The organism is Mycolicibacterium houstonense, assembly GCF_900078665.2.
In the GTDB taxonomy this organism is placed as follows: domain Bacteria; phylum Actinomycetota; class Actinomycetes; order Mycobacteriales; family Mycobacteriaceae; genus Mycobacterium; species Mycobacterium houstonense.
This window is the reverse complement of sequence record NZ_LT546207.1, coordinates 1,584,922-1,606,333: the sequence shown is the minus strand read 5'-3', so window position 1 is coordinate 1,606,333 and position 21,412 is coordinate 1,584,922. Positions and strand designations below refer to the sequence as shown.

The 21,412-nt window shown below is 66.8% G+C and carries 28 protein-coding genes; 10 read left to right on the top strand and 18 right to left on the bottom strand.

What is annotated here, in order from left to right; translation table 11 throughout:
* Positions 1 to 30: 30 nt before the first annotated feature.
* A complete protein-coding gene (locus tag BN4332_RS08055) occupies positions 31 to 714 on the top strand; it encodes a suppressor of fused domain protein (RefSeq protein ID WP_066897967.1) in 684 nt (227 codons plus the stop codon).
* 13 nt (positions 715 to 727) lie between these two features.
* Here the strand turns inward: BN4332_RS08055 and BN4332_RS08050 are convergent, their stop codons facing one another.
* Positions 728 to 1,411 (bottom strand): TetR/AcrR family transcriptional regulator, encoded by a 684-nt coding sequence (locus BN4332_RS08050; RefSeq protein ID WP_066897966.1) that lies wholly within the window; start codon positions 1,409 to 1,411, stop codon positions 728 to 730.
* A gap of 82 nt (positions 1,412 to 1,493) precedes the next feature.
* Between BN4332_RS08050 and BN4332_RS08045 the strand changes: the two genes are divergently transcribed.
* Positions 1,494 to 1,922: a hypothetical protein gene (locus BN4332_RS08045; RefSeq protein WP_066897965.1), complete on the top strand. Its 429-nt coding sequence runs from the start codon at positions 1,494 to 1,496 to the stop codon at positions 1,920 to 1,922.
* Here the strand turns inward: BN4332_RS08045 and BN4332_RS08040 are convergent.
* Positions 1,892 to 2,467: a TetR/AcrR family transcriptional regulator gene (locus BN4332_RS08040; protein ID WP_066897964.1), complete on the bottom strand. Its 576-nt coding sequence runs from the start codon at positions 2,465 to 2,467 to the stop codon at positions 1,892 to 1,894. The genes BN4332_RS08045 and BN4332_RS08040 overlap by 31 nt on opposite strands.
* Positions 2,468 to 2,532: 65 nt before the next feature.
* On the opposite strand from BN4332_RS08040, the gene BN4332_RS08035 reads away from it, so the two are divergent.
* Positions 2,533 to 3,258, top strand: coding sequence for an SDR family NAD(P)-dependent oxidoreductase (locus tag BN4332_RS08035; protein ID WP_066897963.1), 726 nt, complete (start codon positions 2,533 to 2,535; stop codon positions 3,256 to 3,258).
* Here the strand turns inward: BN4332_RS08035 and BN4332_RS08030 are convergent.
* From BN4332_RS08030 to BN4332_RS07980, 11 genes are all read right to left on the bottom strand, one after another.
* The gene (locus tag BN4332_RS08030; RefSeq protein ID WP_066897962.1) at positions 3,242 to 3,985 is read right to left on the bottom strand and encodes a YqjF family protein; all 744 of its coding nucleotides are present in this window, start codon (positions 3,983 to 3,985) and stop codon (positions 3,242 to 3,244) included. The two genes, BN4332_RS08035 and BN4332_RS08030, sit on opposite strands and share 17 nt — an antisense overlap.
* Positions 3,986 to 3,990: 5 nt before the next feature.
* Positions 3,991 to 4,731, bottom strand: coding sequence for a proteasome subunit alpha (gene prcA, locus BN4332_RS08025; RefSeq protein ID WP_066897961.1), 741 nt, complete (start codon positions 4,729 to 4,731; stop codon positions 3,991 to 3,993).
* Positions 4,732 to 5,529, bottom strand: coding sequence for a proteasome subunit beta (gene prcB, locus BN4332_RS08020; protein WP_066897960.1), 798 nt, complete (start codon positions 5,527 to 5,529; stop codon positions 4,732 to 4,734).
* Between the two features lie 56 nt (positions 5,530 to 5,585).
* On the bottom strand, positions 5,586 to 5,780 hold the full coding sequence (locus BN4332_RS08015) for a ubiquitin-like protein Pup (RefSeq protein ID WP_003880265.1): 195 nt from the start codon (positions 5,778 to 5,780) through the stop codon (positions 5,586 to 5,588).
* Positions 5,781 to 5,885: 105 nt separating this feature from the next.
* Entirely contained in the window at positions 5,886 to 7,394 is a 1,509-nt protein-coding gene (dop, locus tag BN4332_RS08010) for a depupylase/deamidase Dop (RefSeq protein WP_066897959.1), read from the bottom strand.
* 9 nt (positions 7,395 to 7,403) lie between these two features.
* Entirely contained in the window at positions 7,404 to 8,324 is a 921-nt protein-coding gene (gene thpD / locus BN4332_RS08005) for an ectoine hydroxylase (protein ID WP_066897958.1), read from the bottom strand.
* Positions 8,321 to 8,713 (bottom strand): ectoine synthase, encoded by a 393-nt coding sequence (locus tag BN4332_RS08000; protein ID WP_066897957.1) that lies wholly within the window; start codon positions 8,711 to 8,713, stop codon positions 8,321 to 8,323. Before BN4332_RS08000 ends, thpD begins: the two co-directional genes overlap by 4 nt.
* A gap of 12 nt (positions 8,714 to 8,725) precedes the next feature.
* Complete coding sequence (gene ectB, locus BN4332_RS07995) at positions 8,726 to 10,012, bottom strand: diaminobutyrate--2-oxoglutarate transaminase (protein WP_066897956.1); 1,287 nt, start codon at positions 10,010 to 10,012, stop codon at positions 8,726 to 8,728.
* Positions 10,013 to 10,059: 47 nt separating this feature from the next.
* On the bottom strand, positions 10,060 to 10,605 hold the full coding sequence (ectA, locus tag BN4332_RS07990; RefSeq protein WP_066897955.1) for a diaminobutyrate acetyltransferase: 546 nt from the start codon (positions 10,603 to 10,605) through the stop codon (positions 10,060 to 10,062).
* 337 nt (positions 10,606 to 10,942) lie between these two features.
* The gene (locus tag BN4332_RS07985; RefSeq protein ID WP_066897954.1) at positions 10,943 to 11,149 is read right to left on the bottom strand and encodes a hypothetical protein; all 207 of its coding nucleotides are present in this window, start codon (positions 11,147 to 11,149) and stop codon (positions 10,943 to 10,945) included.
* Positions 11,149 to 11,706 (bottom strand): TetR/AcrR family transcriptional regulator, encoded by a 558-nt coding sequence (locus BN4332_RS07980; protein WP_235654044.1) that lies wholly within the window; start codon positions 11,704 to 11,706, stop codon positions 11,149 to 11,151. Before BN4332_RS07980 ends, BN4332_RS07985 begins: the two co-directional genes overlap by 1 nt.
* A 47-nt stretch (positions 11,707 to 11,753) precedes the next feature.
* Between BN4332_RS07980 and BN4332_RS07975 the strand changes: the two genes are divergently transcribed.
* Positions 11,754 to 12,953: a DUF418 domain-containing protein gene (locus BN4332_RS07975; RefSeq protein WP_066897953.1), complete on the top strand. Its 1,200-nt coding sequence runs from the start codon at positions 11,754 to 11,756 to the stop codon at positions 12,951 to 12,953.
* Here the strand turns inward: BN4332_RS07975 and arc are convergent.
* Positions 12,941 to 14,782, bottom strand: a complete 1,842-nt coding sequence (gene arc / locus BN4332_RS07970) for a proteasome ATPase (protein ID WP_066897952.1) — start codon at positions 14,780 to 14,782, stop codon at positions 12,941 to 12,943. The genes BN4332_RS07975 and arc overlap by 13 nt on opposite strands.
* 145 nt (positions 14,783 to 14,927) lie before the next feature.
* Here arc and BN4332_RS07965 point away from each other — a divergent pair, with 145 nt between their 5' ends.
* From BN4332_RS07965 to BN4332_RS07955, 3 genes are read left to right on the top strand one after another with little or no spacing between them, the layout of a single operon-like run.
* Complete coding sequence (locus tag BN4332_RS07965) at positions 14,928 to 15,431, top strand: MTB12 family secreted protein (protein ID WP_066897951.1); 504 nt, start codon at positions 14,928 to 14,930, stop codon at positions 15,429 to 15,431.
* A gap of 8 nt (positions 15,432 to 15,439) precedes the next feature.
* Positions 15,440 to 15,979, top strand: coding sequence for a lipoprotein LppK (lppK, locus tag BN4332_RS07960; protein ID WP_066897950.1), 540 nt, complete (start codon positions 15,440 to 15,442; stop codon positions 15,977 to 15,979).
* Positions 15,980 to 15,985: 6 nt separating this feature from the next.
* Positions 15,986 to 16,279, top strand: coding sequence for a DUF503 domain-containing protein (locus BN4332_RS07955; RefSeq protein WP_066897949.1), 294 nt, complete (start codon positions 15,986 to 15,988; stop codon positions 16,277 to 16,279).
* A gap of 87 nt (positions 16,280 to 16,366) precedes the next feature.
* On the opposite strand, the gene BN4332_RS07950 is transcribed toward BN4332_RS07955, so the two are convergent.
* Entirely contained in the window at positions 16,367 to 17,239 is an 873-nt protein-coding gene (locus tag BN4332_RS07950; protein WP_051018887.1) for a tRNA (adenine-N1)-methyltransferase, read from the bottom strand.
* 84 nt (positions 17,240 to 17,323) lie between these two features.
* Here BN4332_RS07950 and BN4332_RS07945 point away from each other — a divergent pair, with 84 nt between their 5' ends.
* From BN4332_RS07945 to BN4332_RS07935, 3 genes are read left to right on the top strand one after another with little or no spacing between them, the layout of a single operon-like run.
* A complete protein-coding gene (locus tag BN4332_RS07945) occupies positions 17,324 to 18,151 on the top strand; it encodes a RecB family exonuclease (protein WP_066897948.1) in 828 nt (275 codons plus the stop codon).
* Positions 18,148 to 18,945 carry a thioesterase family protein gene (locus tag BN4332_RS07940; protein WP_066897947.1) on the top strand — a complete coding sequence of 266 codons (798 nt, stop codon included), beginning with the start codon at positions 18,148 to 18,150 and terminating at the stop codon, positions 18,943 to 18,945. Before BN4332_RS07945 ends, BN4332_RS07940 begins: the two co-directional genes overlap by 4 nt.
* Entirely contained in the window at positions 18,942 to 19,448 is a 507-nt protein-coding gene (locus BN4332_RS07935; protein WP_066897946.1) for a DinB family protein, read from the top strand. Before BN4332_RS07940 ends, BN4332_RS07935 begins: the two co-directional genes overlap by 4 nt.
* 22 nt (positions 19,449 to 19,470) lie before the next feature.
* Here BN4332_RS07935 and BN4332_RS33190 read toward each other — a convergent pair whose 3' ends face one another.
* From BN4332_RS33190 to BN4332_RS07920, 3 genes are all read right to left on the bottom strand, one after another.
* Positions 19,471 to 19,818, bottom strand: coding sequence for a hypothetical protein (locus BN4332_RS33190; protein ID WP_160110820.1), 348 nt, complete (start codon positions 19,816 to 19,818; stop codon positions 19,471 to 19,473).
* Positions 19,819 to 19,927: 109 nt separating this feature from the next.
* Positions 19,928 to 20,290: a MerR family transcriptional regulator gene (locus tag BN4332_RS07925; protein ID WP_066897986.1), complete on the bottom strand. Its 363-nt coding sequence runs from the start codon at positions 20,288 to 20,290 to the stop codon at positions 19,928 to 19,930.
* Between the two features lie 392 nt (positions 20,291 to 20,682).
* The gene (locus BN4332_RS07920) at positions 20,683 to 21,081 is read right to left on the bottom strand and encodes a hypothetical protein (RefSeq protein ID WP_066897945.1); all 399 of its coding nucleotides are present in this window, start codon (positions 21,079 to 21,081) and stop codon (positions 20,683 to 20,685) included.
* Positions 21,082 to 21,412 lie beyond the last annotated feature (331 nt).

Here is a 21,412-nt window from a genome sequence, read left to right as displayed (position 1 = left end):
GGATCGGACGGACGAAGAGCTGGGAGAGCGATGGGCCTGTTCGGCAGGAAACGCAAGGACGAGCCCGCGGAGCCGCCGGCGACCGACGTCGCGGCCACCGAGGACGACGACAGCGCACCCGGCTGGGACGCGATCACCGCGGCGTTCGCCGCGCTGTATCCGGAGCAGCCCGAGCCGCTGCACATGGGCACCCTCATCAAGTGGTCGTTCGGAGGTCCGGACCCGCTCGACGGCATCAGCATCTACCGCGCCCCGGACGCCTTGCACTTCGTCACCTACGGGTTCTCCGACCTCTACACCAAGGAGTCCACCGATCCGGAGCACAGTGGTTTCGGCTTCGAGCTGACGCTGAAACTCAGGCCCGCACCCGGGGCCGACGAGGACCAGGAGATGCGGACCGCCTGCGTCAATCTCCAGGGCCTGGCACGTTACGTCTTCGAGTCGGGCATGGTCTTCGAGCCGGGCGAGTACATCTACACCGGGCAGGAGGCCGGCATCGACGCCGGGCACGCGTCGGCGCTCACCGGCTTTCTGACGACTCTGGACACAGCCGGTGAGATCGACACACCGCACGGCCGTGTCACGTTCGTCCAGCTCGTCGGCGCCACCGACGCGGAGCTGCGCGCGATCGTCGACAAGCGCCACACTGCCACGGAGATGCTCGAGCTGATCGGTAGCGACGTCACCGATCTGGGGCGCGCCAGCGTGGTGTGACCCTGAGCAATCATCACCGCCGGTGCGCAGCGCCGTCGGTGACCTCCGCCAGTGAGCCGTCGGGCAGTCCGAGGATGCGTTCGATCGCCTGCTGGTAGGCCCCGACCGCCTGGCGGGCGTGCGGACCGGAGATGTCGATCCCGACGGCGCCGTCGGCCTCGATCGCCTCGATGAACGCGTCGGCCAGATGCAGGCCCATCGCGGTGATGATGCCGGCGGCCTCGTGCGGAAAGTCGGTGTCGAAGACTCCTTCCGCGCACCCCTGCCGGATGATCGCTTCCAGCAGAGGCGCCGTGGTGCGCATCGAGCCCTGCGTCATCTTCTGCCGGAGCAATGCGTTGTTCTCGTCGTGCCACAACCGGGCCAACGTGGCGACGGCGGTCGCGTTCTCGGTTTTCCAGGCGTGCGACGCGGCGAAGTACGCGTGCAGCTTGTCCAGGGCGGTGCGATCGGGAGCGTCGACGATGCGCTGTAGCTCGACGGTCGCACTCTCCCCCATCTGTTCGACCACACCGTCCAGCAGGGCCTGCTTCGACCGGAAGTAGTGGTACAAGGCGCCTTTCGAGATCTGCATGGCGGCCAGCAGATCCTCGATGGTCATCGCCGCGTAGCCCTTGTCGTGCATCAGCTGCTGGGCGGCGTCGAGAATCTCGCGGCGCCGCGCGGCGTGTTCTTCGGGTTTCACCTGGCGTGCCACGGGTCCTCCATTGACGTCGAGCTCGGTTCGAGCTTACCTTATTGAAAGACCGTCAGTCGGTTTATTATTTGCAGGAGGTCAGATGCCCACCCCCACGCCCGAAGCTCGGCAACGCACACGGTCCTTCGCCCGGGTACTCGGCCCGTTCGTGGCAACCGCCACCCTCATCATCGCGATCCGGCTGCCCGCCCTCGGCGACCTGCTGGGCGGGCTGTTCGACAACGCGATCCTGCCCTGGATCCTGGGTGCGTCGATGTTGATGATGGGCCTGATCGTGATCGCGTTTCACCAGTACTGGTACAGCGTGACGGCGGCGCTCATCTCGCTGTTCGGCTGGTTCGTCGCGTTGCGCGGCGCGGCCATGATGGCGTTCCCCTCGGCGATCGATTCCGGCGCGAACGCGACGATCACCAGCTCCGGCCTGCTGGTGGCGGCCAGGGTGTTCTTCCTGCTGCTGACCGCGATGGGCCTCTGGTTCACCTATGTGGGCTGGCGGCGCGAATCGGCTTGAGCCGGCCCTTTCAACCCGTCCAGCACGAACCCGAGATGACGGCGCCACACGGCGTCGTCACCGTCGGCCATGGCAATCACCTTCGACATCGCCCACATCAAGGTCGCCAGGTCGTCGGAACCGAAGTCCGCCCGCAGGGCGCCCATCTCTCTCGCCCGGCCCACCACGGCCGCCAACAATCCCTCCGCTCGCCCGCATTCGCCCGCCACGTCGACCGCGCCGATCGGGTTGCGCGCGATCGCCTCGTTGATCGCTCGATCGGAGGCCTGCATCGCGAACAGGCCGTCGAGGAACTCGGTGAATCCATGCCAGGGGTCGGGGTCGTCGAGCGCCCGCTGGGCCATCCGGTCGATCGCCGCCAGCCGATCCGGCAGGACCGCATCGAGCAGGGCCCCCCGGTTCGGGAAATGGTTGTACAGCGTGCCGATGCTCACGCCGGCGCGGCGGGCGATCTCGTCGAGCGGCACATCGACGCCGCGTTCGGCGAACAGCGCGGCGGCAGCGTCGAGCAGACGATCCCTGTTGCGGACCGCATCCGCTCGCATCGCCGACACAAGAGTTCATCCTAACTAAGTTGAGGGCCATCTCAACTTCTGGTAGTAAGTTGAGCATGACCTCAACTTCTTCGCCCACGCTCGTCGTCCTGGGCGCCGGGCCCGGCCTCGGTCTGTCCGTCGCGCACCGCTTCGGCGCCGAGGGATACCGCGTGGCGCTCATTTCGCGCTCCCCTCAACGGCATTCGACTTACCTGACCGCACTGGCCGACAAGGGCATCGAGGCGGCCGCCTTCGTCGCCGACGCCTCCGACCCCGTCCAGCTGCGCAGCGCCGTCGATGCGGCCCGCGCCCGGTTCGGCCGGATCGACGTCGGCTACTACGGTCCGGCCGCGTTCGAGACGGCACCCACCGGCGACATCGCCGAACTCGACGCCGCCGCCGCGAAGGCGGCGCTCGACAGCATCGTGCCCGCCGTCGACTTCGCCGCCCACCTGCTCCCCGAGATGCGCGAGCGCGGCAGCGGCGGACTGCTGTTCGCCGGCGGGCTGAGCAGTGTGGTGCCGATGCCCGCGCTCGGTGGCCTGGCACTGGCCGCCGCCGCGCTGCGCAACTACGCACTCACGCTGAATGCCGCGCTGGCGCCGGCTGGAATCTACGCCGGGACCCTCACCATTGGCGGTCTGATCGAGCGCGGCGACATCCACCGGGCGCTGGCCGGTTCCGAACAATTCGCGGGCGTAGCCGTCAACACGCTCAACCCCGACGACCTGGCCGAGCAGCTCTGGCAGCTCTACACCGGCCGCGCTGCCGCCGAATCCGTGGTCAACGTGATCGCCTAGGAGTGCCGGCTCGGACGGGCAGCCCGAATCTGGCGGGCACACCGTCGCTGAACGCCACGTGTGCCGGCGGCCCGGCGCACAGCGTGCCAAGGCCTACCGAGGCGAAGAGACCGTCCTCATCGAATCCGCACAATTCGGCCGAACGCAACGACCAGGCGGGGTGCTCGTTGGGCACGTACCAGGTGCGCCCGCCATGTGCCACGTGCAGGCCCCACCGGGCGGTCAGGAAATGTTCGAGCGGGCCGGGCATGAGAACATCACCGGCTTCGACCTCGATGTGGCTGGCGGCCCGGACTCGCGGCCAGCGCACGGCGGTGGTGTAGGCGCGCCGTTCCCCGTGCCGGCGGTACGACATCCGGGCCCAGCGGTAGCGGACCCCGAGCGCCGTGCGGGCCGCACACACCACGTCCAGCCGCGGGGTGTCCAGGCTGAGGAACACGACGCCGCGACGACCGGTGCGGTCGACCGAGTACAACCGCACATTGGTTTCCAGGAAACTGCCGAGCACCCCCGGCCCGTAGCCGAAGCCGGTGCCCGTCATCCGGAAGGCGACCACGCCGACGTAGCTCACATCGTCGAACGTGTCGGGGGTGGTTCCTGCCGGAAACAGGTGGGCGATCCGCCCCGGATCGACCGGCCAGTGCAGGAAAGTCAGGTCGACCCAGTTCTGGCGCAGAATTTTGGCGCCGGTCAGCAGTGGCGCTACGGGGCTGACCGGCTCGACCATCTCGGCTACTCGGCCGGTTCGGCTTCCGAATCTGAGGACGAATCCGCTTCGGGCAGAAGAGCTTCCAGTGCGGGCCCGGTGATTCGGCGGAAGCAGCGACGTGGCCGCGTGGCGTCGAGGACCGCCACCTCAAGAGTCGAGGGTCCGAGCGTGCGCGGCTCGGAACCGTTGCTGCTCGCGCTCAACGCCTGCACCGCGATCTTGACCGCAGCCCCCAGGTCGGCGTTCTCGGTGAAGGACTCCCCCAACGCCGTGGTGATCGGCTCGGTGGTTCCGCCCATCACCACGAAGTGGGGCTCGTCGGCGATCGAGCCGTCATAGGTGATCCGGTACAGCTCAGGGGCTTTCGTCTCGCCGTAGTGCGCCACCTCGGCCACACACAGCTCCACCTCGTACGGTTTGGCCTGCTCGGTGAAGATCGTGCCGAGGGTCTGCGCGTAGACGTTGGCCAGCTGGCGACCGGTGACGTCACGGCGGTCGTAGGCGTAGCCGCGGGTGTCGGCGAACTGGATGCCACCGCGCCGAAGGTTGTCGAACTCGTTGAACCGGCCCACGGCGGCGAAGCCCACCCGGTCGTAGAGCTCGCTGACCTTCTGCAGCGACCGCGACGGATTCTCCGCGACGAACAGCACACCATTGTCGTAGGCCAGCGCGATCACGCTGCGGCCGCGGGCGATACCCTTGCGCGCCAGCTCGGAGCGCTCACGCATCGCCTGTTCGGGCGAGATGAAATACGGGAAGCTCATTTACCCCTCACCGCCCGTCCGGGTCCGGCGCGCGATGACGTCGCGGGCCAGCTCGGCGATGCGTTCCTCGGTGATCTCCTCTGCGCCCTCGGCCCCGATGGTGACCGCGGTCGGATAAATGCCGCGCACCAGATCGGGCCCACCGGTGGCCGAGTCGTCATCGGCGGCGTCGTAGAGCGCCTCGATGGCTACCTTCAGCGCCGAATCGGCGTCCACCACACTGGGATAGAGCTTCTTGATCGACGATTTGGCGAAGATCGAGCCCGAGCCCACCGATTGGTAGCCCTCTTCCTCGATGTTCCAGCCGCCCGCGGCGTCGAAGGACACGATGCGGCCCGCGTTCTCGGCATCGGCGGCATCAACATCAAAACCAACCAGCAGTGGAAGCGCGACGAAGCCCTGCAGCGCCGCACCGAGGTTGCCGCGCACCATGATGGCCAGCCGGTTGACCTTCCCGCGGAAGGTCAACGCGACACCCTCGAGCTTCTCGTAGTGCTCCAGCTCGACGGCGTAGAGCCGGGCGAATTCGACGGCGATCGCGGCGGTGCCGGCGATGCCGGTCGCCGTGTAGTCGTCGGTGATGTACACCTTCTGCACGTCGCGGCCGGCGATCATGTTGCCCTGCGTGGAGCGGCGGTCACCGGCGATCACGACACCGCCGGGGTACTTGAGCGCGACGATCGTCGTTCCGTGCGGCACCGCGTTGGTCGGGTTGACCGCGCCATCGGCAACGCGGTTGACCGGCAGCAGCTCGGGGGCCTGGCGGCGCAGCAGATCAGAGAACGACGACAGGTCCATGGCTACAGAGGAGGTTCCGGTAAGAGGTTGGGGCAGGTGCAGGTTTTCGTGCCAGGTCACTGGCCGCCCTTTTGGACGTACGCCCGCACGAAGTCCTCAGCGTTCTCTTCCAGCACGTCGTCGATCTCGTCGAGCAGATCGTCAGTCTCTTCGGCCAGCTTCTCGCGACGCTCCTGGCCGGCGGCCGATGCACCCGGGAGGTCGTCGTCCTCGCCGCCGCCACCGCCACGCTTGGTCTGCTCTTGAGCCATCGCTGCCTCCTGCAATTGTCATCGGTCGGGCTAACCGCCCAACCGGTCCTTCCACAGTACCGGTCGGCACCCGGATTGCCCGGGATAGCGCACCGCCGGAAGTGGTCAGTTGGTGAGTTGTTCGACGAGTTCGGCGGCGCTGTCCACCGAGTCCAGCAGGGCACCGACATGGGCCTTGCTGCCGCGCAGCGGCTCCAGCGTGGGAATCCGGACGAGCGAATCGCCGCCGAGATCGAAGATCACCGAGTCCCAGCTGGCCGCGGCGATGTCGGAACCGAACCGCCGCAGGCATTCCCCGCGGAAGTAGGCGCGGGTGTCGGTCGGCGGATTGTCGACGGCATCGATCACCTGCTGTTCGGTGACCAGGCGCTTCATCGAACCCCGCGCGACCAGCCGGTTGTACAGGCCCTTGTCCAGCCGGACATCGGAGTACTGCAGATCGACCAGGTGCAGCCGCGGCGCCTGCCAGCTGAGGTTCTCCCGCTGACGGAACCCCTCCAGCAACCGCAGCTTGGCCGGCCAGTCCAGGATCTCGGCACATTCCATCGGGTCGCGTTCGAGCAGGTCGAGCACGTGCGCCCAGGTCTCCAGCACGTGTGAGGCACGCGGGTCGGGATCACGGGTGTCCACCAGCTTGGCCACCCGGTCCAGGTAGACCCGCTGCAGCGCCAGCGCGGTCATCTCCCGGCCGTCGGCCAGCGCCACCGTCGCGCGCAGCGAGGGATCGCGACTGATCACGTGCACGGCGTGCACCGGCCGCGCCAGGGCCAGATCGGACAGGTCCAGCCCGAACTGCGGGCCCTCCTCGATCAGGTCGAGCACCAGCGAGCTGGTGCCGAGCTTGAGGTAGGTCGACGTCTCGGCCAGGTTGGCGTCACCGATGATGACGTGCAGCCGCCGGTACTTGTCCGCGTCGGCGTGCGGCTCGTCGCGGGTGTTGATGATGCCGCGCTTGAGCGTGGTCTCCAGGCCGACCTCGACCTCGATGTAGTCGGCGCGCTGGGACAGCTGGAAACCCGGATCGTCGCCGGACGGTCCGATGCCGACACGGCCCGATCCGGTGACCACCTGCCGGGACACCAGGAACGGGGTGAAGCCCGCGATCACCGCCGAGAACGGGGTCTGGCGGCTCATCAGGTAGTTTTCGTGCGAACCGTAGGAGGCGCCCTTGCCGTCCACGTTGTTCTTGTAGAGCTGCAGCTTGGCCGCCCCGGGCACGCTGGCCACATGACGGGCGGCGGCCTCCATGACACGCTCGCCGGCCTTGTCCCAGATCACCGCGTCCATCGGATCGGTGCACTCGGGTGCCGAGTACTCCGGGTGGGCGTGGTCCACGTACAGCCGGGCACCGTTGGTGAGGATCATGTTGGCCGCGCCGACCTCGTCCGCGTCGACGATCGGGGCCGGGCCCGAGGCGCGGGACAGATCGAATCCGCGGGCGTCGCGCAGTGGGGACTCCACTTCGTAATCCCACCGCGTGCGCTTGCCGCGCTGAATCCCGGCGGCCGCCGCGTATGCCAGCACCGCCTGAGTCGAGGTCAGGATCGGATTGGCGGTCGGATCGGACGGCGAGGAAATGCCGTATTCGACCTCAGTTCCGATAATCCGTTGCATGTGGCCAGCCTAGGTGACGGCCTGTGCACCCCGGGCCGCCAGGTATTCGGGCCGTGGCCGCGGAGCGGCGAACGGGTCGGTGAGCGCGTTGTCCACCGAGTTGAACACCAGGAACACATTCGACCGCGGCAACGGGGTGATGTTGGACCCCGAGCCGTGCAACAGGTTCGCGTCGAACCACAGCGCGGTGCCGGGCGGACCGGTGAACTGGTGGATGTCGTGCCGGTCGACGGCCTTGGTCAGCGTGGTCTGGTCGGGCACCCCGACGCTCTGGGCCACCAGCGAGGTGTCGTGGTTGTCGTCCGGCGTGGCACCGACGCACGGATAGAACGTCTGGTGCGAACCGGGGATCACCATCAACGACCCGTTGTAGGGGTAGTTGTGAGTCAGGGCGATCGAGCAGGACACCGCACGGATCGCCGGCATGCCGTCCTCGGCGTGCCACGTCTCGAAATCCGAGTGCCAGTAGAAACCCGTCCCGGTGAATCCGGGCATGAGGTTGATCCTGGCCTGGTGGATGTAGACGTCGCCGCCGAGCAGCTGCCGCGCCACGGGCAGCACCGTGTCGAGCCGGACCACCTGGGCCACCAGGTCACTCAGCAGATGCGGTTCGAAGATCGACCGGATCGTGCCACCCGGCTCACGGATCACTCTCGGATCATCGGCGCCCAGATCTGCTGCCACCCGGTCGATCTCGTGCCTGAGCAACGGCAGCCAGTCACCGGACACGGTGTCCGGCGCCACCAGGTAGCCGTACTCGGAGAAGCCGTCGAGGTGAGTCTGGCTCAGCGGGCCGTCGGCTTCGGTGCCCCACACCGTCGGCTCGTGACGCGGAATCGGCTCGATCGCATGCTCGAGTCGCGTCGGGTAACGATCCTCCACGCCGGGGGCGACGGGCGAGCCGCCCCCGGCTTCCTGCTGAAGACTCATGCGACCGACTGCGGCGCCGGGTACACGCCGTTCTCGTCGTGGACCTCCCGTCCGGTCACGGGCGGGTTGAACACACACAGCATGCGAAGCTGCTCGGTGCACGTAACCCGGTGGCGGTCATGGTTGTTGAGCAGATACATGGTGCCGTCGGCCAGCGGGTAATCCTGACCGGTCTCCAGATCGGTCAGCGTTCCGGTGCCCTCGATCACCCAGACCGCCTCGACGTGGTGCTGGTAGTGGAACTCGTTCACCGATCCCGCCTCGATGGTGGTCTCGTGGAACGAGAAGCCGACGCCGTCGCCGGCCAGGATGATGCGCTTGGAACGCCAGGTGCCGTCGGCCACATCGCGGTCGGTGCCGGTGATCTCGGCCGTGGTGCGAACAATCATGATTCAAGCCTCCTAGGCCAGCGTGACGGCGACGGACTCGGCGAGGATGTCGAGCCCCTCGGACAACTCGGACGGCGAAGTCGTCAGCGGCGGAAGGAGTTTGACCACCTCATCGGACGGGCCGCTGGTTTCCATCAGCGCACCGCGGTCGAACGCCGCGCGGCACACCTGCCCGGCCAGGTCGGCCTCCTCGAACTTGAGCCCTTGCGCCATCCCGCGACCACGCGCACTCACGCCGTCGTGGGCGGCGGCGATCTCGTCCAGCCGCCCCCGGATCAGCTCGCCCTTGGCGACCGTGTCGGCGCTGAATTCATCGTTTTCCCAGTAGGTCTCGATCGCGGCCGTGGCCGTGATGAAAGCCGGGTTGTGACCACGGAAGGTGCCGTTGTGCTCCCCCGGCGCCCACATGTCGAGGTCGCGGCGGAACAGGGTGAGCGCCATCGGCAGGCCATAACCGCTGACCGACTTCGAGATCGTGACGATATCGGGCACGATGCCGGCCGCCTCGAAGCTGAAGAACGGCCCGGTGCGCCCACAGCCCATCTGGACGTCGTCGACGATCAGCAGAATGTCGCGCTTGCGGCACAACTCGGACAGTGCGCGCAGCCATTCGAGCCGGGCGACGTTGAGACCGCCCTCGCCCTGGACGGTTTCGACGATCACCGCAGCCGGGCGGTTGAGCCCGCTGCCCGAATCGTCGAGCACGCGCTCGAACCACTGGAAGTCCTCGGTGACCCCGCCGAAGTAGTTGTCGTACGGCATCGGGGTGGCGTGCACCAGGGGGATGCCGGCTCCGGCGCGCTTCATCGAGTTTCCGGTCACCGACAGCGCTCCCAGGGTCATGCCGTGAAAAGCGTTGGTGAAACTGATGACCGACTCGCGTCCGGTCACCTTCCTGGCCAGCTTGAGCGCCGACTCCACCGAGTTCGCCCCCGTCGGACCCGGGAACTGCACCTTGTAGTCGAGCCCGCGCGGCCGCAGGATGAGCCGCTCGAAGCTCTCCAGGAACCGCTGTTTGGCGGCCGTGGCCATGTCCAGCGAGTGCACGATCCCGTTGGAGGCCAGGTACTGCAGCAACGGCTCCTTGAGCGCGGCGTTGTTGTGGCCGTAGTTGAGTGCCCCGGCTCCGGCGAAGAAGTCGATGTAGGCACGTCCGGAGGTGTCGGTCACCCAAGAGCCGGCGGCGCTGTCCATCACGGTGGGCCAGCCGCGGCAGTAACTGCGGACCTCGGACTCGACCGAGCTGAACACGTCGGGAAGGTCAGCTTCGGTCAGTGGCGCTGTCGTTGCGAGCAGCAAGAGATAATCCTTCCAATCAAACCAAACTGGTTATCAGGTAACTGATTTCAGTGAGAAAGCGGAGTGGCGATGGGCCCCATCCGCAGCATGGGCTCATCTTCGTGCGCCCCGTCGGCGGCCAGGAGTTCGCGGCCGAAATGCGGGTCCTCGACCAGTGGGACGCCGTGACGACGCGCGAAGGCGCCGAAGAATGCGCGAGACGCGGCGTTGCCGGGCGACACCGTGGCTTCGACGGTCACCGGGCGGCCGTCCCGCTGCGCGCGCACCCGGTGCACCAGTGCGTCGAGCATGGTGCTGGCCAGTCCCCCGCCCTGCGCCGACGGCGCGACGGCGACCTGCCAGACGAACAGGACATCCGGTCGCGGCGGCGGGTGGTAGCCGGTGATGAATCCGCGTAGCCGGCCTTCGCACTCGGCCACTATTGACGTGGCAGCAAAATCGGTAGCCAGCAGCAGATAGGCGTAGGTGGAATTCAGATCGAGCACCCCGGTGGCTTCCGCGATGTCGCGGATGCCAATCGCATCGGTGCCCCGTGGAGGGCGCAGGAACTCTTCCCGGGAATGGCGTCCCGGGACGCTTTCTAACACATGCATATCGAGTTAAAAGTCACCACCGAACTTCTCAGCGATCATCGTTAGTTACATGCCATCGGTGCCCTCGACGTAAGCACACCCCACTGCCGGGATCAAGCTCCGACACCGGGCAGGAAGCGAGAATCCGTCGGCATCCACCGGCATTGACCTGCGATAACTTCGCAAATCGTCAATCTCAGACAAGTTCGAGCGTCGTTATCGGATCGTTACATTGGTGCAGGTGTACCAGCTCGGACCGCCGTTGCCCCACTCCGCAAATCCCCGTCCGGGGAAGGCGACGGGGCCCACCGCGAGGATATTTCCGGGTATTTCAAGAAGCGGAAATTCAAATCGAAATTTAATAATTGACGGCGCCTTCCGATACCGATAACGGGTCGAATAGGCTCGGAGGGTTTCTCAAGATCACCGGCCGCTCGACCGCCACCGTGCGGCGCTGCGGGCAACACGACGCGATCCGTCGCGCGATCTCAGCTACCTCGCCGAGGCGGGCGGTCTCATCGGCGCCGGCGATTCCGGCGACGGTGACCGCGGTCGCGTCGGACATCAGTTCAGCAGCCGCCGCACATGCCCGCGGGCGATCCGCTCGGCCAGCTCGGGGCTGACCCGGTCCGGCTCGACGGCCACTGAGCAGGCCAGGCCGTCCAACAGGGCCAGTAGCTCGACGGCGGCCGTCCCGGCGTCGACCCCGGGAGCCGCCTCCCCGATCAGATCGGTCAGCCACTGTGACACCCGAGTCCAATCCTGCCGGTGCGTGAGCGCGGTCTGCTCATCGACGGCTGCTCGCGCCAGCCGCAGCAACCAGGCCACGCTGATATCCCGGTCACCGGGTTCGGGGCACACCAGGGCCACGGCCAACGCCTCCAACCGGTGCGCCGCGGACATGTCCGCGGTGATGCGCTCCGAGAGCCGGGCCAGGAACCGGATGCTGGCCCGGTCCATCGCGGCGGCCAGCATCGCGTCCTTGGTCGGAAAGTGGTGCTGCACCGCACCGATCGAAACATCGGCCGTGGCAGCGACTTTCCGCACCGAGACGCCTTCGAATCCCTCGGCCACCAGGACTCGCAACACCGCATCGGCCATCCGCTCATAGGGCACGCTCACCACTTGAGCGTAGGCCACCAATACGTTCGTATGGTAGCTTCGCGCACATGTCCTCGACACGTCTGCAGTCCCTGGACGTCCTGCGCGGAATCGCCATCCTCGGCACCCTCGGTACCAACATCTGGATCTTCACCCATCCCGAGGGATTGGTCGGATACCTCAACGGCACCCCGGACTCCGACTGGCGCCCTGTCGAGGTCGTACTGCAATTCCTGGCCCAGGGCAAGTTCCTCGGCCTGTTGACCGTGATGTTCGGCATCGGCCTTGCCCTACAACAACGTTCGGCGATGCGCGCCGGGCTGCGCTGGCCCGGAAGCTACCCGTGGCGCGCCGCACTGCTCCTGCTCGACGGTGTGGTGCACTTCGTCCTGCTCACCGAGTTCGACGTACTGATGGGCTACGCGATCACCGGCTGGATCGTTTCGTACCTCCTGGTGACGTCACCGCGCACGCAGCGTCGCATTATCGTGACGGCCGCCGCGGTGCACCTCACGCTGCTGGCCGCGCTGACCGTCGTTCTGCTGGCCGCCCCGCCCGCGACCGGCCCACCCGCACCACTGGACCCGAATCCCTATGCGCACGGTTCGTTCTGGGATCTGGTGATGTTCCGCCTCGATCATGTTGTGCTGTTCCGGTTGGAGACGGTGTTCATCTTCCCGATGTCGGTCGCCCTGTTCCTGCTCGGCGCCCGGCTGTTCCGGGCCGGAGTGCTCGAGGCGCGTGGCACGACACTGCGCCGGCGGCTGATGTGGCTGGGGTTCGCGGTGGCGGCCCCGGTCGACATCGCACTGGAAGCCACAGCGGGCGGGCCCGGACTGATTCTGGCCCGCTACGGCGTCGCGCCGTTCGTCTCGCTGGCGATCCTGTCTGCTGTCGCCGAGTTCTACGTGCGCCGACCCGACCCACGATGGCCCGGGCGCCGGTTGGCCGAAGTGGGCCGGATGGCGTTGTCCAGCTATGTGTTACAGAACCTGGTGGCCTCGGCAATCTGCTACGGCTGGGGTCTGGGCCTGGCCGCCAGCACGCCGCCACAGCACCGGGTTCCCGTCACCGTCGCGATCTATCTCGTGGTGGTCGCGGTGGTGATGGTCTTCGCCCATCTGTGGCTACGCCGGTTCCAGCGAGGACCGGTGGAGTGGCTGTGGAACAGCAGCTACCGTGTGCTGGCAAACAGAAATGGAGCTGCCCCTTCTCCGCTGAAAAGGGGCAGCTCCATATCGTCTGGAATCGAAAACTACAGGTACTGACCCAGGTTCGACTCGGTATCGATGGCCCGGCTGGCACTCGACGACTTTCCGGTGACCAGAGTGCGGATGTACACGATCCGCTCGCCCTTCTTGCCCGAGATCCGGGCCCAGTCATCGGGATTCGTGGTGTTCGGCAGGTCCTCGTTCTCGGCGAACTCGTCGACGATCGAATCCAGCAGGTGCTGGATGCGCAGACCGGGCTGACCGGTCTCCAACACGCTCTTGATCGCGTTCTTCTTCGCCCGGTCGACGACGTTCTGGATCATGGCACCGGAGTTGAAGTCCTTGAAGTACATGACTTCCTTGTCACCATTGGCATAGGTGACCTCCAGGAACCGGTTGTCGTCGATCTCGGCGTACATCCGGTCCACGACCTTCTCGATCATCGTCTTGATGGTCAGCGCGCGGTCCCCACCGAACTCGGCGAGGTCGTCGGCATGCACCGGCAGCGCCTCGGTGAGGTACTTGCTGAAGATGTCCTGCGCCGACTCGGCGTCGGGCCGCTCGATCTTGATCTTGACGTCCAGGCGGCCGGGCCGCAGGATCGCCGGATCGATCATGTCCTCACGGTTCGAGGCGCCGATCACGATGACGTTCTCCAGCCCCTCCACACCGTCGATCTCCGAAAGCAGCTGCGGCACAACGGTTGTCTCGACATCGGAGCTGACGCCGGTGCCACGGGTGCGGAAGATCGAGTCCATCTCGTCGAAGAACACGATCACCGGCGTACCTTCGGACGCCTTCTCCCGGGCGCGCTGGAAGATCAGCCGGATATGACGCTCCGTCTCACCGACGAACTTGTTCAGCAGCTCGGGGCCCTTGATGTTGAGGAAGTAGCTCTTGGCCTCACGGGCGTCGTCGCCGCGAACCTCGGCCATCTTCTTGGCCAGCGAGTTCGCCACGGCCTTGGCGATCAGCGTCTTACCGCAACCGGGCGGGCCGTAGAGCAGCACACCCTTGGGCGGGCGCAGCGAGTACTCGCGGTAGAGCTCCTTGTGCAGGAACGGCAGCTCCACGGCGTCGCGGATCTGCTCGATCTGCCGGCCCAGTCCACCGATGTCGTTGTAGCTGACGTCGGGCACCTCTTCGAGCACCAGGTCCTCGACCTCGGCCTTCGGGATGCGCTCGAAGGCGTATCCGGCCTTGGTGTCGACCAGCAGCGAATCACCGGGGCGCAGTTTGCGGGGCCGGCTGTCGTCGAGCGCGGACTCGGAATCCTCCGGCAGGTCCTCGACGGCGATCAGGGGCTCGGCCAGCCAGACGATGCGCTCCTCGTCGGCATGCCCGACCACCAGGGCCCGGTGCCCGTCGGCCAGGATCTCGCGCAACGTGCTGATCTCGCCGACCGCCTCGAAGGTGCCGGCCTCGACCACGGTGAGGGCCTCGTTGAGCCGGACCGTCTGGCCCTGCTTGAGTGACGCCGTCTCGATGTTCGGCGAGCAGGTCAATCGCATCTTGCGGCCCGAGGTGAAGACATCGACGGTCTCGTCCTCGTGGGTGCCCAACAGCACGCCGTAGCCGCTGGGCGGCTGGCCCAGTCGGTCCACTTCCTCACGCAGCGCGAGCAGCTGCTGGCGGGCTTCCTTGAGGGTGTCCATGAGCTTGGCATTGCGCGAGGCGAGCGAGTCGATCCGCGCCTCAAGCTGGTGGACGTCGCGGGCGCTACGTAGTCCGCTCTGGGGACCTACCGCGTTCTCCAGTTGCTCACGCAGAACCGCGGCCTCACGGCGCAGCGATTCCAGCTCGGCGGCATCATCGCTGGACATGGGCTGCGAGTGGCCCGCCGAGAAGCTCTCGGCAAAGCCGTCCGAACGCTCTGACTCACTCATATTGCGCTCCCTCCCGCACCGCAAGTTGGTGCAGTAACAACTTCAACGCTACCGGCGATTCAGCCATTGTGTGCGCTCTAGGAACTAGACACACCAGCACCACTGTTAGCCTCTAAGTTCAGTTGGTCCGATCGAAAGGACAGTCGTGACCCCGAAAACCCTCGTTACCGGCTTTATCACCGCAGCTGCAGCCGCCGCTGTGGTTGGCGGAGCAGCGGCGGGTGTGACTTCCATTGCATCCAGCGGCATGTCGGCATCGCCGGCAATCCAGCCGGTCGTGTTCGGTGCGCCGCTTCCGGCCGCGCCGGCGCCCGAGCTGGCGTCGCCGCTGGTGCAGACCCTGCAGGTGCTCGCCGGTGGCGGTTCCTTCAGCGGTAAGGCCCCCTACATCCAGGGCGGTATCGGCCGCATCGAGGCCCTCGCCGCCGATCGTGCCTACAACAAGGCCGCCGCCGAAGGAAAGTTCCCGCTGACCTTCAACGTCGCCAACATCGATCAGCAGGGCGGCGTGGCGTACGCCGACGTCACCGCAACCTCGGCCACCGGCGGCACCGCCACCCAGAACATCCAGTTCGTGGTCGGCCCGAGCCCGACCGGTTGGCAGATCTCCAAGGGATCGGCCATGGCCTTGCTGTCCGCCGTCGGCTGAGTAGGTAGTTGAACCGCAGCCGTATCGCAGTCCTGAGTGCCGCCACGATCGTGGCGGCACTTGGGCTCTGTGGGTGCAGCAGTGACGACGGCCCAGCCGAGACCTCACGGGCGACAACCACTGCACCGACCACCACCGCACCGGCGGCCGCGCCCACCGCGCCGCTGCCCGCCGCCGAGGCCCTCACCGGTGTGCTGTACCGGCTGGCCGATGTCAACGTTCCCGGCGCCGACAAGGTCGGTCTGGTAGAGCAGGGCACCGCCGACGATGCCGCCGCACTCGACAAGTTCAGCCGCGCCCTGGTCGACAACGGGTTCGCCCCACTGACCTTTGAGGCCACCGATCTGGCCTGGTCACAGACCGAACCGGCCAACGTGGTCGCTACCGTCAACGTCACCGCCGGCGGAGAAGACTCCGAGCGTCACTTCAGTTTCCCGATGGAATTCACCCAGCACGGCGGTGAGTGGCAGTTGACCCGGCACACCGCCGACCTCTTACTCGTGATGGGCGGCGGCGCCCAGCCGCCCGCTCCGACCCCGCCACGCTGACCCGACATGTGGATCGGCTGGCTCGAATTCGACGTGCTGCTCGGTGATGTGCACTCGCTCAAGCAGAAGCGGTCGGTGATCCGTCCGGTGATCGCCGAGTTGCACCGCAAGCTCGCGGTGTCGGCGGCCGAGACCGGGACGCAGGATCTGCACCGCCGAGCCGGCATCGGCGTCGCCCTGGTCGCCGCCGACCGCGGCCACGTGGTCCAGGTGCTCGATACCGCCGAACGGATGGTCGCCGACCGCCCCGAGCTCGAACTGCTCTCGACCCGGCGGGGCCTGCACCACAGCGACGACTAGTTCGACTCACACGCGCCGGTTTCTACCGGAGGGCGGCGTTCCTTGCCGGTCGGCGACCGTGCGGCAGAAAACGCCGACGATCAGTCGTCAGGCGCCCGACTCGGACTCGAGGGCGGCCTCGACGGCGAGCTGGCGCTTCTTTCGCAAGGGCACCGGCGCCACCGCGCCGGGCGCGAGTTTGCGCGCACTGACCAGAAAGGCGGTGTGGCCGCGCATGTTGTGTTCCGGGCGGACCGCCAGACCCACCACGTGCCAGCCGCGCTGCATGCTCTCCCAGGCCCGCGGTTCGGTCCAGCACTGCTGCTCGCGAAGCGCCTCCACGACCCGCGACAGCTGAGTGACGGTGGCGACGTAGACGATCAACACGCCGCCGGCGACCAGCGCCTTGGAGACCGCTGGCAGCACCTCCCAAGGCGCCAGCATGTCCAGCACCACGCGGTCCATTTCCGGACCGTCGTAGTCGGCGAGATCGGCGACCACCAGGTCCCAGTTCTCCGGGCGCTCACCGAAGAACGTGATGACGTTCTTCTCAGCGGTCGGGGCGTGATCGTCACGGATCTCGTACGACGTCACCCGCCCCTCGGGACCGACGGCCCGGAGCAGCGAGCACGTCAGCGCGCCGGACCCGGCGCCGGCCTCCAACACCCGGGCACCCGGGAAGATGTCGCCCTCGTGCACGATCTGCGCGGCGTCTTTGGGGTAGATCACCTGCGCGCCGCGGGGCATGGACATCACATAGTCGACCAGCAGCGGTCGCAACACCAGGAATTGATCGCCGTTGGTGGATTTGACCACGCTGCCTTCCGGCAGGCCGATCACGTCATCGAAGGCGATGATGCCGCGATGGGTGTGGAACTCTCCACCGGGATTGAGCACCATCGTGTAGCGCCGGCCCTTGGCGTCGGTGAGTTGCACCCGGTCGCCAACGGCAAACGGTCCGGTCGGTCTCTTCCCTGCCACGGACGTCCAGCCTGCCAGTACGCCCACCGAGCCGGGTGCCCGGGGTTGCGCAACTTTGTCGGAGCCGGGTCCTAGGCTTGGAGTGTGAGTGAGGAACCGCCCGCGACGCTGCGCCGTCCGGCGTTGTCGCCGTCGCGGGCCGGCGATTTCAAACAGTGTCCGCTGCTCTACCGGTTCCGGGCGATCGACCGGCTGCCCGAGCCGCGATCCACCGCCCAGCTGCGCGGATCCCTGGTGCATGCGGCGTTGGAGCAGCTTTACGGTCTGCCCGCGGCCGAGCGGGTGCACGACACCGCGCTGACGCTCATCGAGCCGGCGTGGGAGCAGGTGGTCGCCGCCGAACCTGAGCTGGCCGATACCGAGTATCCGGCCACCCTGCTGGCCGAGGCGCGGGCGCTGTTGTCGGGGTACTACCGGTTGGAGGACCCGACCCGGTTCGATCCGCAGTGCTGTGAGCATCGCCTCGAGGTCGAGTTGGCCGACGGCACCCTGTTGCGCGGATTCGTCGACCGGATCGATGTCGCTCCATCCGGTGAGATACGCGTCGTCGACTACAAGACCGGCAAGGCCCCGCCCGCGGCCCGGGCCCAGGCCGAGTTCAAGGCGATGTTCCAGATGAAGTTCTACGCCGTGGCGTTGCTGCGCTCGCGCGGTGTGATGCCGGCCCGGTTGCGGTTGCTGTACCTGGCCGACGGACAGGTACTCGACTACTCCCCCGCCCATGACGAGTTGTTACGGTTCGAGCGCACGTTGATGGCGATCTGGCAGGCCATCCAGATGGCCGGGGCCACGGGTGACTTCCGGCCCAACCCGTCGCGGTTGTGCTCGTGGTGCGCGCATCAAAGTTTGTGCCCGGCGTTCGGCGGCACCCCGCCGCCGTATCCGGGCTGGCCCGAATCAGGAGCTGCATGATCGGATGTCACTACCATCGGCGCGGAACCGATGGTGAGTACCAGCTGTTCGAATCCACCGCCGACACCCGCAGCAACTGGGATCCGGCGATCCAGCACGGCTCGCCACCACTGGCACTGCTGACCAAGGCGATCGAGGAGCTGACCGCGGACTCCGGTTTGCGCGTCGGGCGATTGACGCTCGACATCCTCGGTGCGATTCCGGTGGCGCCGGTGCGGGTCCGGGCGTGGGTGGACCGGCCGGGGTCACGTATCTCGATGGTCGTCTCGGAGATGGAGGCAGCCCGGCCGGACGGCACCTGGCGCGCGGTGGCACGCGTGACGGCCTGGCTGCTGGCGCCCAGTGACACCAGCGATGTGGCCACCGACCGCTTCGCTCCCTTGGTGGAGGGCAAGGCTGCCGACGTGGCGCACAACTGGGAAGGCGCCCCGGGTTATCTGGAGAGTGTGACCTGGCGCAGGCAACGTACCGCCGAGGGTGAGGCGGCCGTGGCGTGGATGAGCCCGCTGACGCCGGTGGTCGACGACGAGGAGACGACGGCGCTGCAGCGGCTGGCGCTCGTGGTCGATTCCGCCAACGGCATCGGTGCGGCGCTGGATCCGGAGAAGTTCATCTTCATGAACACCGACACCGCGGTGCATCTGCACCGGCTGCCGGAAGGCTCGGACTTCGCGGTGCGGGCCCGCGGCTCGATCGGCCCGGACGGCATCGGCGCCACGACGGCCGAGATCTTCGACCGTCGGGGGTTCATCGGCACCTCGGCCCAGACCCTGCTGGTGATGCGGGTGCCATGATCGCCGAACTGCGCCGACAGTTCGAGCTGGCCTGGGCACTGGCCGATCTTCACCTGTCGGCACTGTCCGATGACGATCAGCTGTGGGAGCCCGGTCCGCTGGTGTGGACGGTGCACCAGGATCCGTCCGGTCGGTGGTGGCCGGATTGGGCCGAGACCGAGCCCGACCCCATTCCGGTGCCGACCATCGGGTGGCTCACCTGGCACATCATCTTCTGGTGGTCGAGCGCCCTGGCTCACGTCGACGGACAGACGCCACCGGCGCCCACCGATGTGGACTGGCCCGGTCCCGCCGCCGCGGTGCAGCGGATCAGGGTGCTCAGCGCCCGTTGGAGCGGCCTGCTGGAATCGTTGACCGATACGGATCTCCTTGCCCCGGCGGCTTTTCCGTGGGGCCCGGACTCCGGCCGGTCACTGGCCGACATGGCGATGTGGCTGAACGTCGAGCTGACGAAGAACGCCTCTGAGATCGGCCAACTGCGCCTGCTGCGTGCCGCACGCTGAGCGCCTCGACGCCGACTCCCGCTCAGATACTCCCCGGCATACCGGGGATGCTTCCCGGCATGCCGGACATTCCCGGAGGCGGACCGCTGCCGTACGGCATCCCGTCAGGCATCGTGCTCCCGGGCAGGTCACTGCCCACGGGTGGCGGCGGCGCCGGCGGCGCGTACGGACCTCCCGCACACGCCGGAGAGATCGGCGACATGATGCAGTTGGGGTCCGACGGACCGGTGGGCGCTACGAATCCCTCGCAGCCGGCCAGGGTCGGGTTCGCGATGCAGTTGGGATCGCCCGGGTTGGGGTTTGCGTTAGCCGGAGTAGCCACACCGATGGCAGCCATCCCGATCAATACCGCGGCAAGTGCAGTCCTCATCTTTGCTCCTCACGCCAAACCGATGGTTGCACGTGCGGCTCGGACGTGAGAATGAATTCGAATATCCCGTCAGCGCTTGATAATTGACGCTCGCGTTGACGTCGGCCGTTCACCGACGGCGTGCGTTCGCACCCCGCGGAAGTTTGGACTGTTGAGCGGCTTCGAGTTCGGCGTTGCGCAGTTCGAGTTCGGTGTTGACACATTCGAGCTGGATGTTCTTGTCCTGCAAGCAGAGAATCTGCGCAATGCCGGCCAAGTTGATGCCCTGGTCAACCAGTTCGGCGATCCGTCCGAGTCGCTCGATGTCGTCATCGCTGTAGCGCCGAGTGCCGCCCGCGGTACGGGACGGCGTGAGCAGCCCGATACGTTCATACAAGCGCAGGGTCTGCGGTCCGATCCCGGACAGCTCGGCGGCCACTGAGATTCCGTAGACGCCCAGCGCCGACCGGGCAGCCCGGTCATCCTTCGTCACCACTCATCTCCATCCCGCACCCGATACTCGTCGTACGACGGTGGCATCGCCTTGCAATAAGGCTATGTTTGCCGGCACAGGTTTTCCAAATACTGGGGCAGACCAAATCTCTGGCCATTCACCATATTCTCCGGCAAGTATGGACGGCCGGGTGGCGGAAGCAGCGGCCAGCGCAATCTTGGTACCTGTTGGGGCGCAACGGAACCAAGATGCAATAGCGGGATGCGGTGGCCTCCGGGAAGTGTCGTGCGTATCCGGAAGCCACCGCAGGTAGGGCCGACTTGTACGAAGTCGGCGCACCGACTCGCGTGGTGAGCACGTGGCGGGTGTCACCCACCGGGGTCTGCCGCCGTGAGCGGCGATACGTGCCAGCCGACACCGTCGGGCCGCGGTCACGTCCGGATGGGTTCAATCGCGGGCGACACCCGCCTCGCCACCTTGTCGATCACTGGTCGACGCATCACCTCCCCGTAGCGAAATACGTTTCTCTCAGTGCAGAGATCCTCGACGGCCGCCGGAGGAGCGCGTTGGGTGGCCCATACCCGCGTCGCACGCCGCCGCGGCGGGGCGCACCGCTGCGATTCGAGCGGATGCCCAAGACGTGGGCCGTGCCGCGCGCAGGTGAGCACCCGCACACGGGGCGACACCGGACACGCGGCAGGCCACCCCGCGTACACGCTCTCGACAGATTGATGCCAGCCGCCATCGCGGACGAGGCGTAACCACTCGGCCTCCAGGATCGCCGCCGCCTCATCGACCACCGCAACAGGCTCGCCGATATCGATCACCATCTCACACTCCCCCTTGCTCGGAATGCTGATGTCGTGCGCGCGGTTACGACGCGATGGCCCCTCTCAGGGGATCGCGATACTACGCGGCTTGACCTCCTGGCCGATCGGAATGATCACCCGGAGCGCACAATCTCCGAGAAACCGCTGAATAAAGTCGATCGACCCCGTGAAGCAATTCTGTGCGCATCGGCCTCAACTCAACCTCCATCTCGTCCGACTATAAATCTGTGTCACAAGACATAGTTTTCTTATATCACCAATCAGAGATGGACGCAACCACATTCTGCGGATATGCGCCCCCCTTTTCGACCGCGCCGGCGTTTTCGTCCAG

What these genes read in the sequence shown, in the direction of transcription:
- dop (WP_066897959.1), bottom strand. Translation starts at nt 7,394, where the DNA reads ATGCAACGGATTATCGGAACTGAGGTCGAATACGGCATTTCCTCGCCG.
- BN4332_RS07955 (WP_066897949.1), top strand. Translation starts at nt 15,986, where the DNA reads ATGTGGATCGGCTGGCTCGAATTCGACGTGCTGCTCGGTGATGTGCAC.
- arc (WP_066897952.1), bottom strand. Translation starts at nt 14,782, where the DNA reads ATGAGTGAGTCAGAGCGTTCGGACGGCTTTGCCGAGAGCTTCTCGGCG.
- BN4332_RS08045 (WP_066897965.1), top strand. Translation starts at nt 1,494, where the DNA reads ATGCCCACCCCCACGCCCGAAGCTCGGCAACGCACACGGTCCTTCGCC.
- BN4332_RS33190 (WP_160110820.1), bottom strand. Translation starts at nt 19,818, where the DNA reads ATGAGGACTGCACTTGCCGCGGTATTGATCGGGATGGCTGCCATCGGT.
- ectA (WP_066897955.1), bottom strand. Translation starts at nt 10,605, where the DNA reads ATGCATGTGTTAGAAAGCGTCCCGGGACGCCATTCCCGGGAAGAGTTC.
- BN4332_RS08030 (WP_066897962.1), bottom strand. Translation starts at nt 3,985, where the DNA reads ATGGTCGAGCCGGTCAGCCCCGTAGCGCCACTGCTGACCGGCGCCAAA.
- thpD (WP_066897958.1), bottom strand. Translation starts at nt 8,324, where the DNA reads ATGAGTCTTCAGCAGGAAGCCGGGGGCGGCTCGCCCGTCGCCCCCGGC.
- BN4332_RS07975 (WP_066897953.1), top strand. Translation starts at nt 11,754, where the DNA reads ATGTCCTCGACACGTCTGCAGTCCCTGGACGTCCTGCGCGGAATCGCC.
- BN4332_RS08055 (WP_066897967.1), top strand. Translation starts at nt 31, where the DNA reads ATGGGCCTGTTCGGCAGGAAACGCAAGGACGAGCCCGCGGAGCCGCCG.
- prcB (WP_066897960.1), bottom strand. Translation starts at nt 5,529, where the DNA reads ATGGACCTGTCGTCGTTCTCTGATCTGCTGCGCCGCCAGGCCCCCGAG.
- prcA (WP_066897961.1), bottom strand. Translation starts at nt 4,731, where the DNA reads ATGAGCTTCCCGTATTTCATCTCGCCCGAACAGGCGATGCGTGAGCGC.
- BN4332_RS08000 (WP_066897957.1), bottom strand. Translation starts at nt 8,713, where the DNA reads ATGATTGTTCGCACCACGGCCGAGATCACCGGCACCGACCGCGATGTG.
- BN4332_RS08035 (WP_066897963.1), top strand. Translation starts at nt 2,533, where the DNA reads ATGACCTCAACTTCTTCGCCCACGCTCGTCGTCCTGGGCGCCGGGCCC.
- BN4332_RS07920 (WP_066897945.1), bottom strand. Translation starts at nt 21,081, where the DNA reads ATGGTGATCGATATCGGCGAGCCTGTTGCGGTGGTCGATGAGGCGGCG.
- BN4332_RS08040 (WP_066897964.1), bottom strand. Translation starts at nt 2,467, where the DNA reads ATGCGAGCGGATGCGGTCCGCAACAGGGATCGTCTGCTCGACGCTGCC.
- BN4332_RS07940 (WP_066897947.1), top strand. Translation starts at nt 18,148, where the DNA reads ATGATCGGATGTCACTACCATCGGCGCGGAACCGATGGTGAGTACCAG.
- BN4332_RS07985 (WP_066897954.1), bottom strand. Translation starts at nt 11,149, where the DNA reads ATGTCCGACGCGACCGCGGTCACCGTCGCCGGAATCGCCGGCGCCGAT.
- BN4332_RS08015 (WP_003880265.1), bottom strand. Translation starts at nt 5,780, where the DNA reads ATGGCTCAAGAGCAGACCAAGCGTGGCGGTGGCGGCGGCGAGGACGAC.
- BN4332_RS07935 (WP_066897946.1), top strand. Translation starts at nt 18,942, where the DNA reads ATGATCGCCGAACTGCGCCGACAGTTCGAGCTGGCCTGGGCACTGGCC.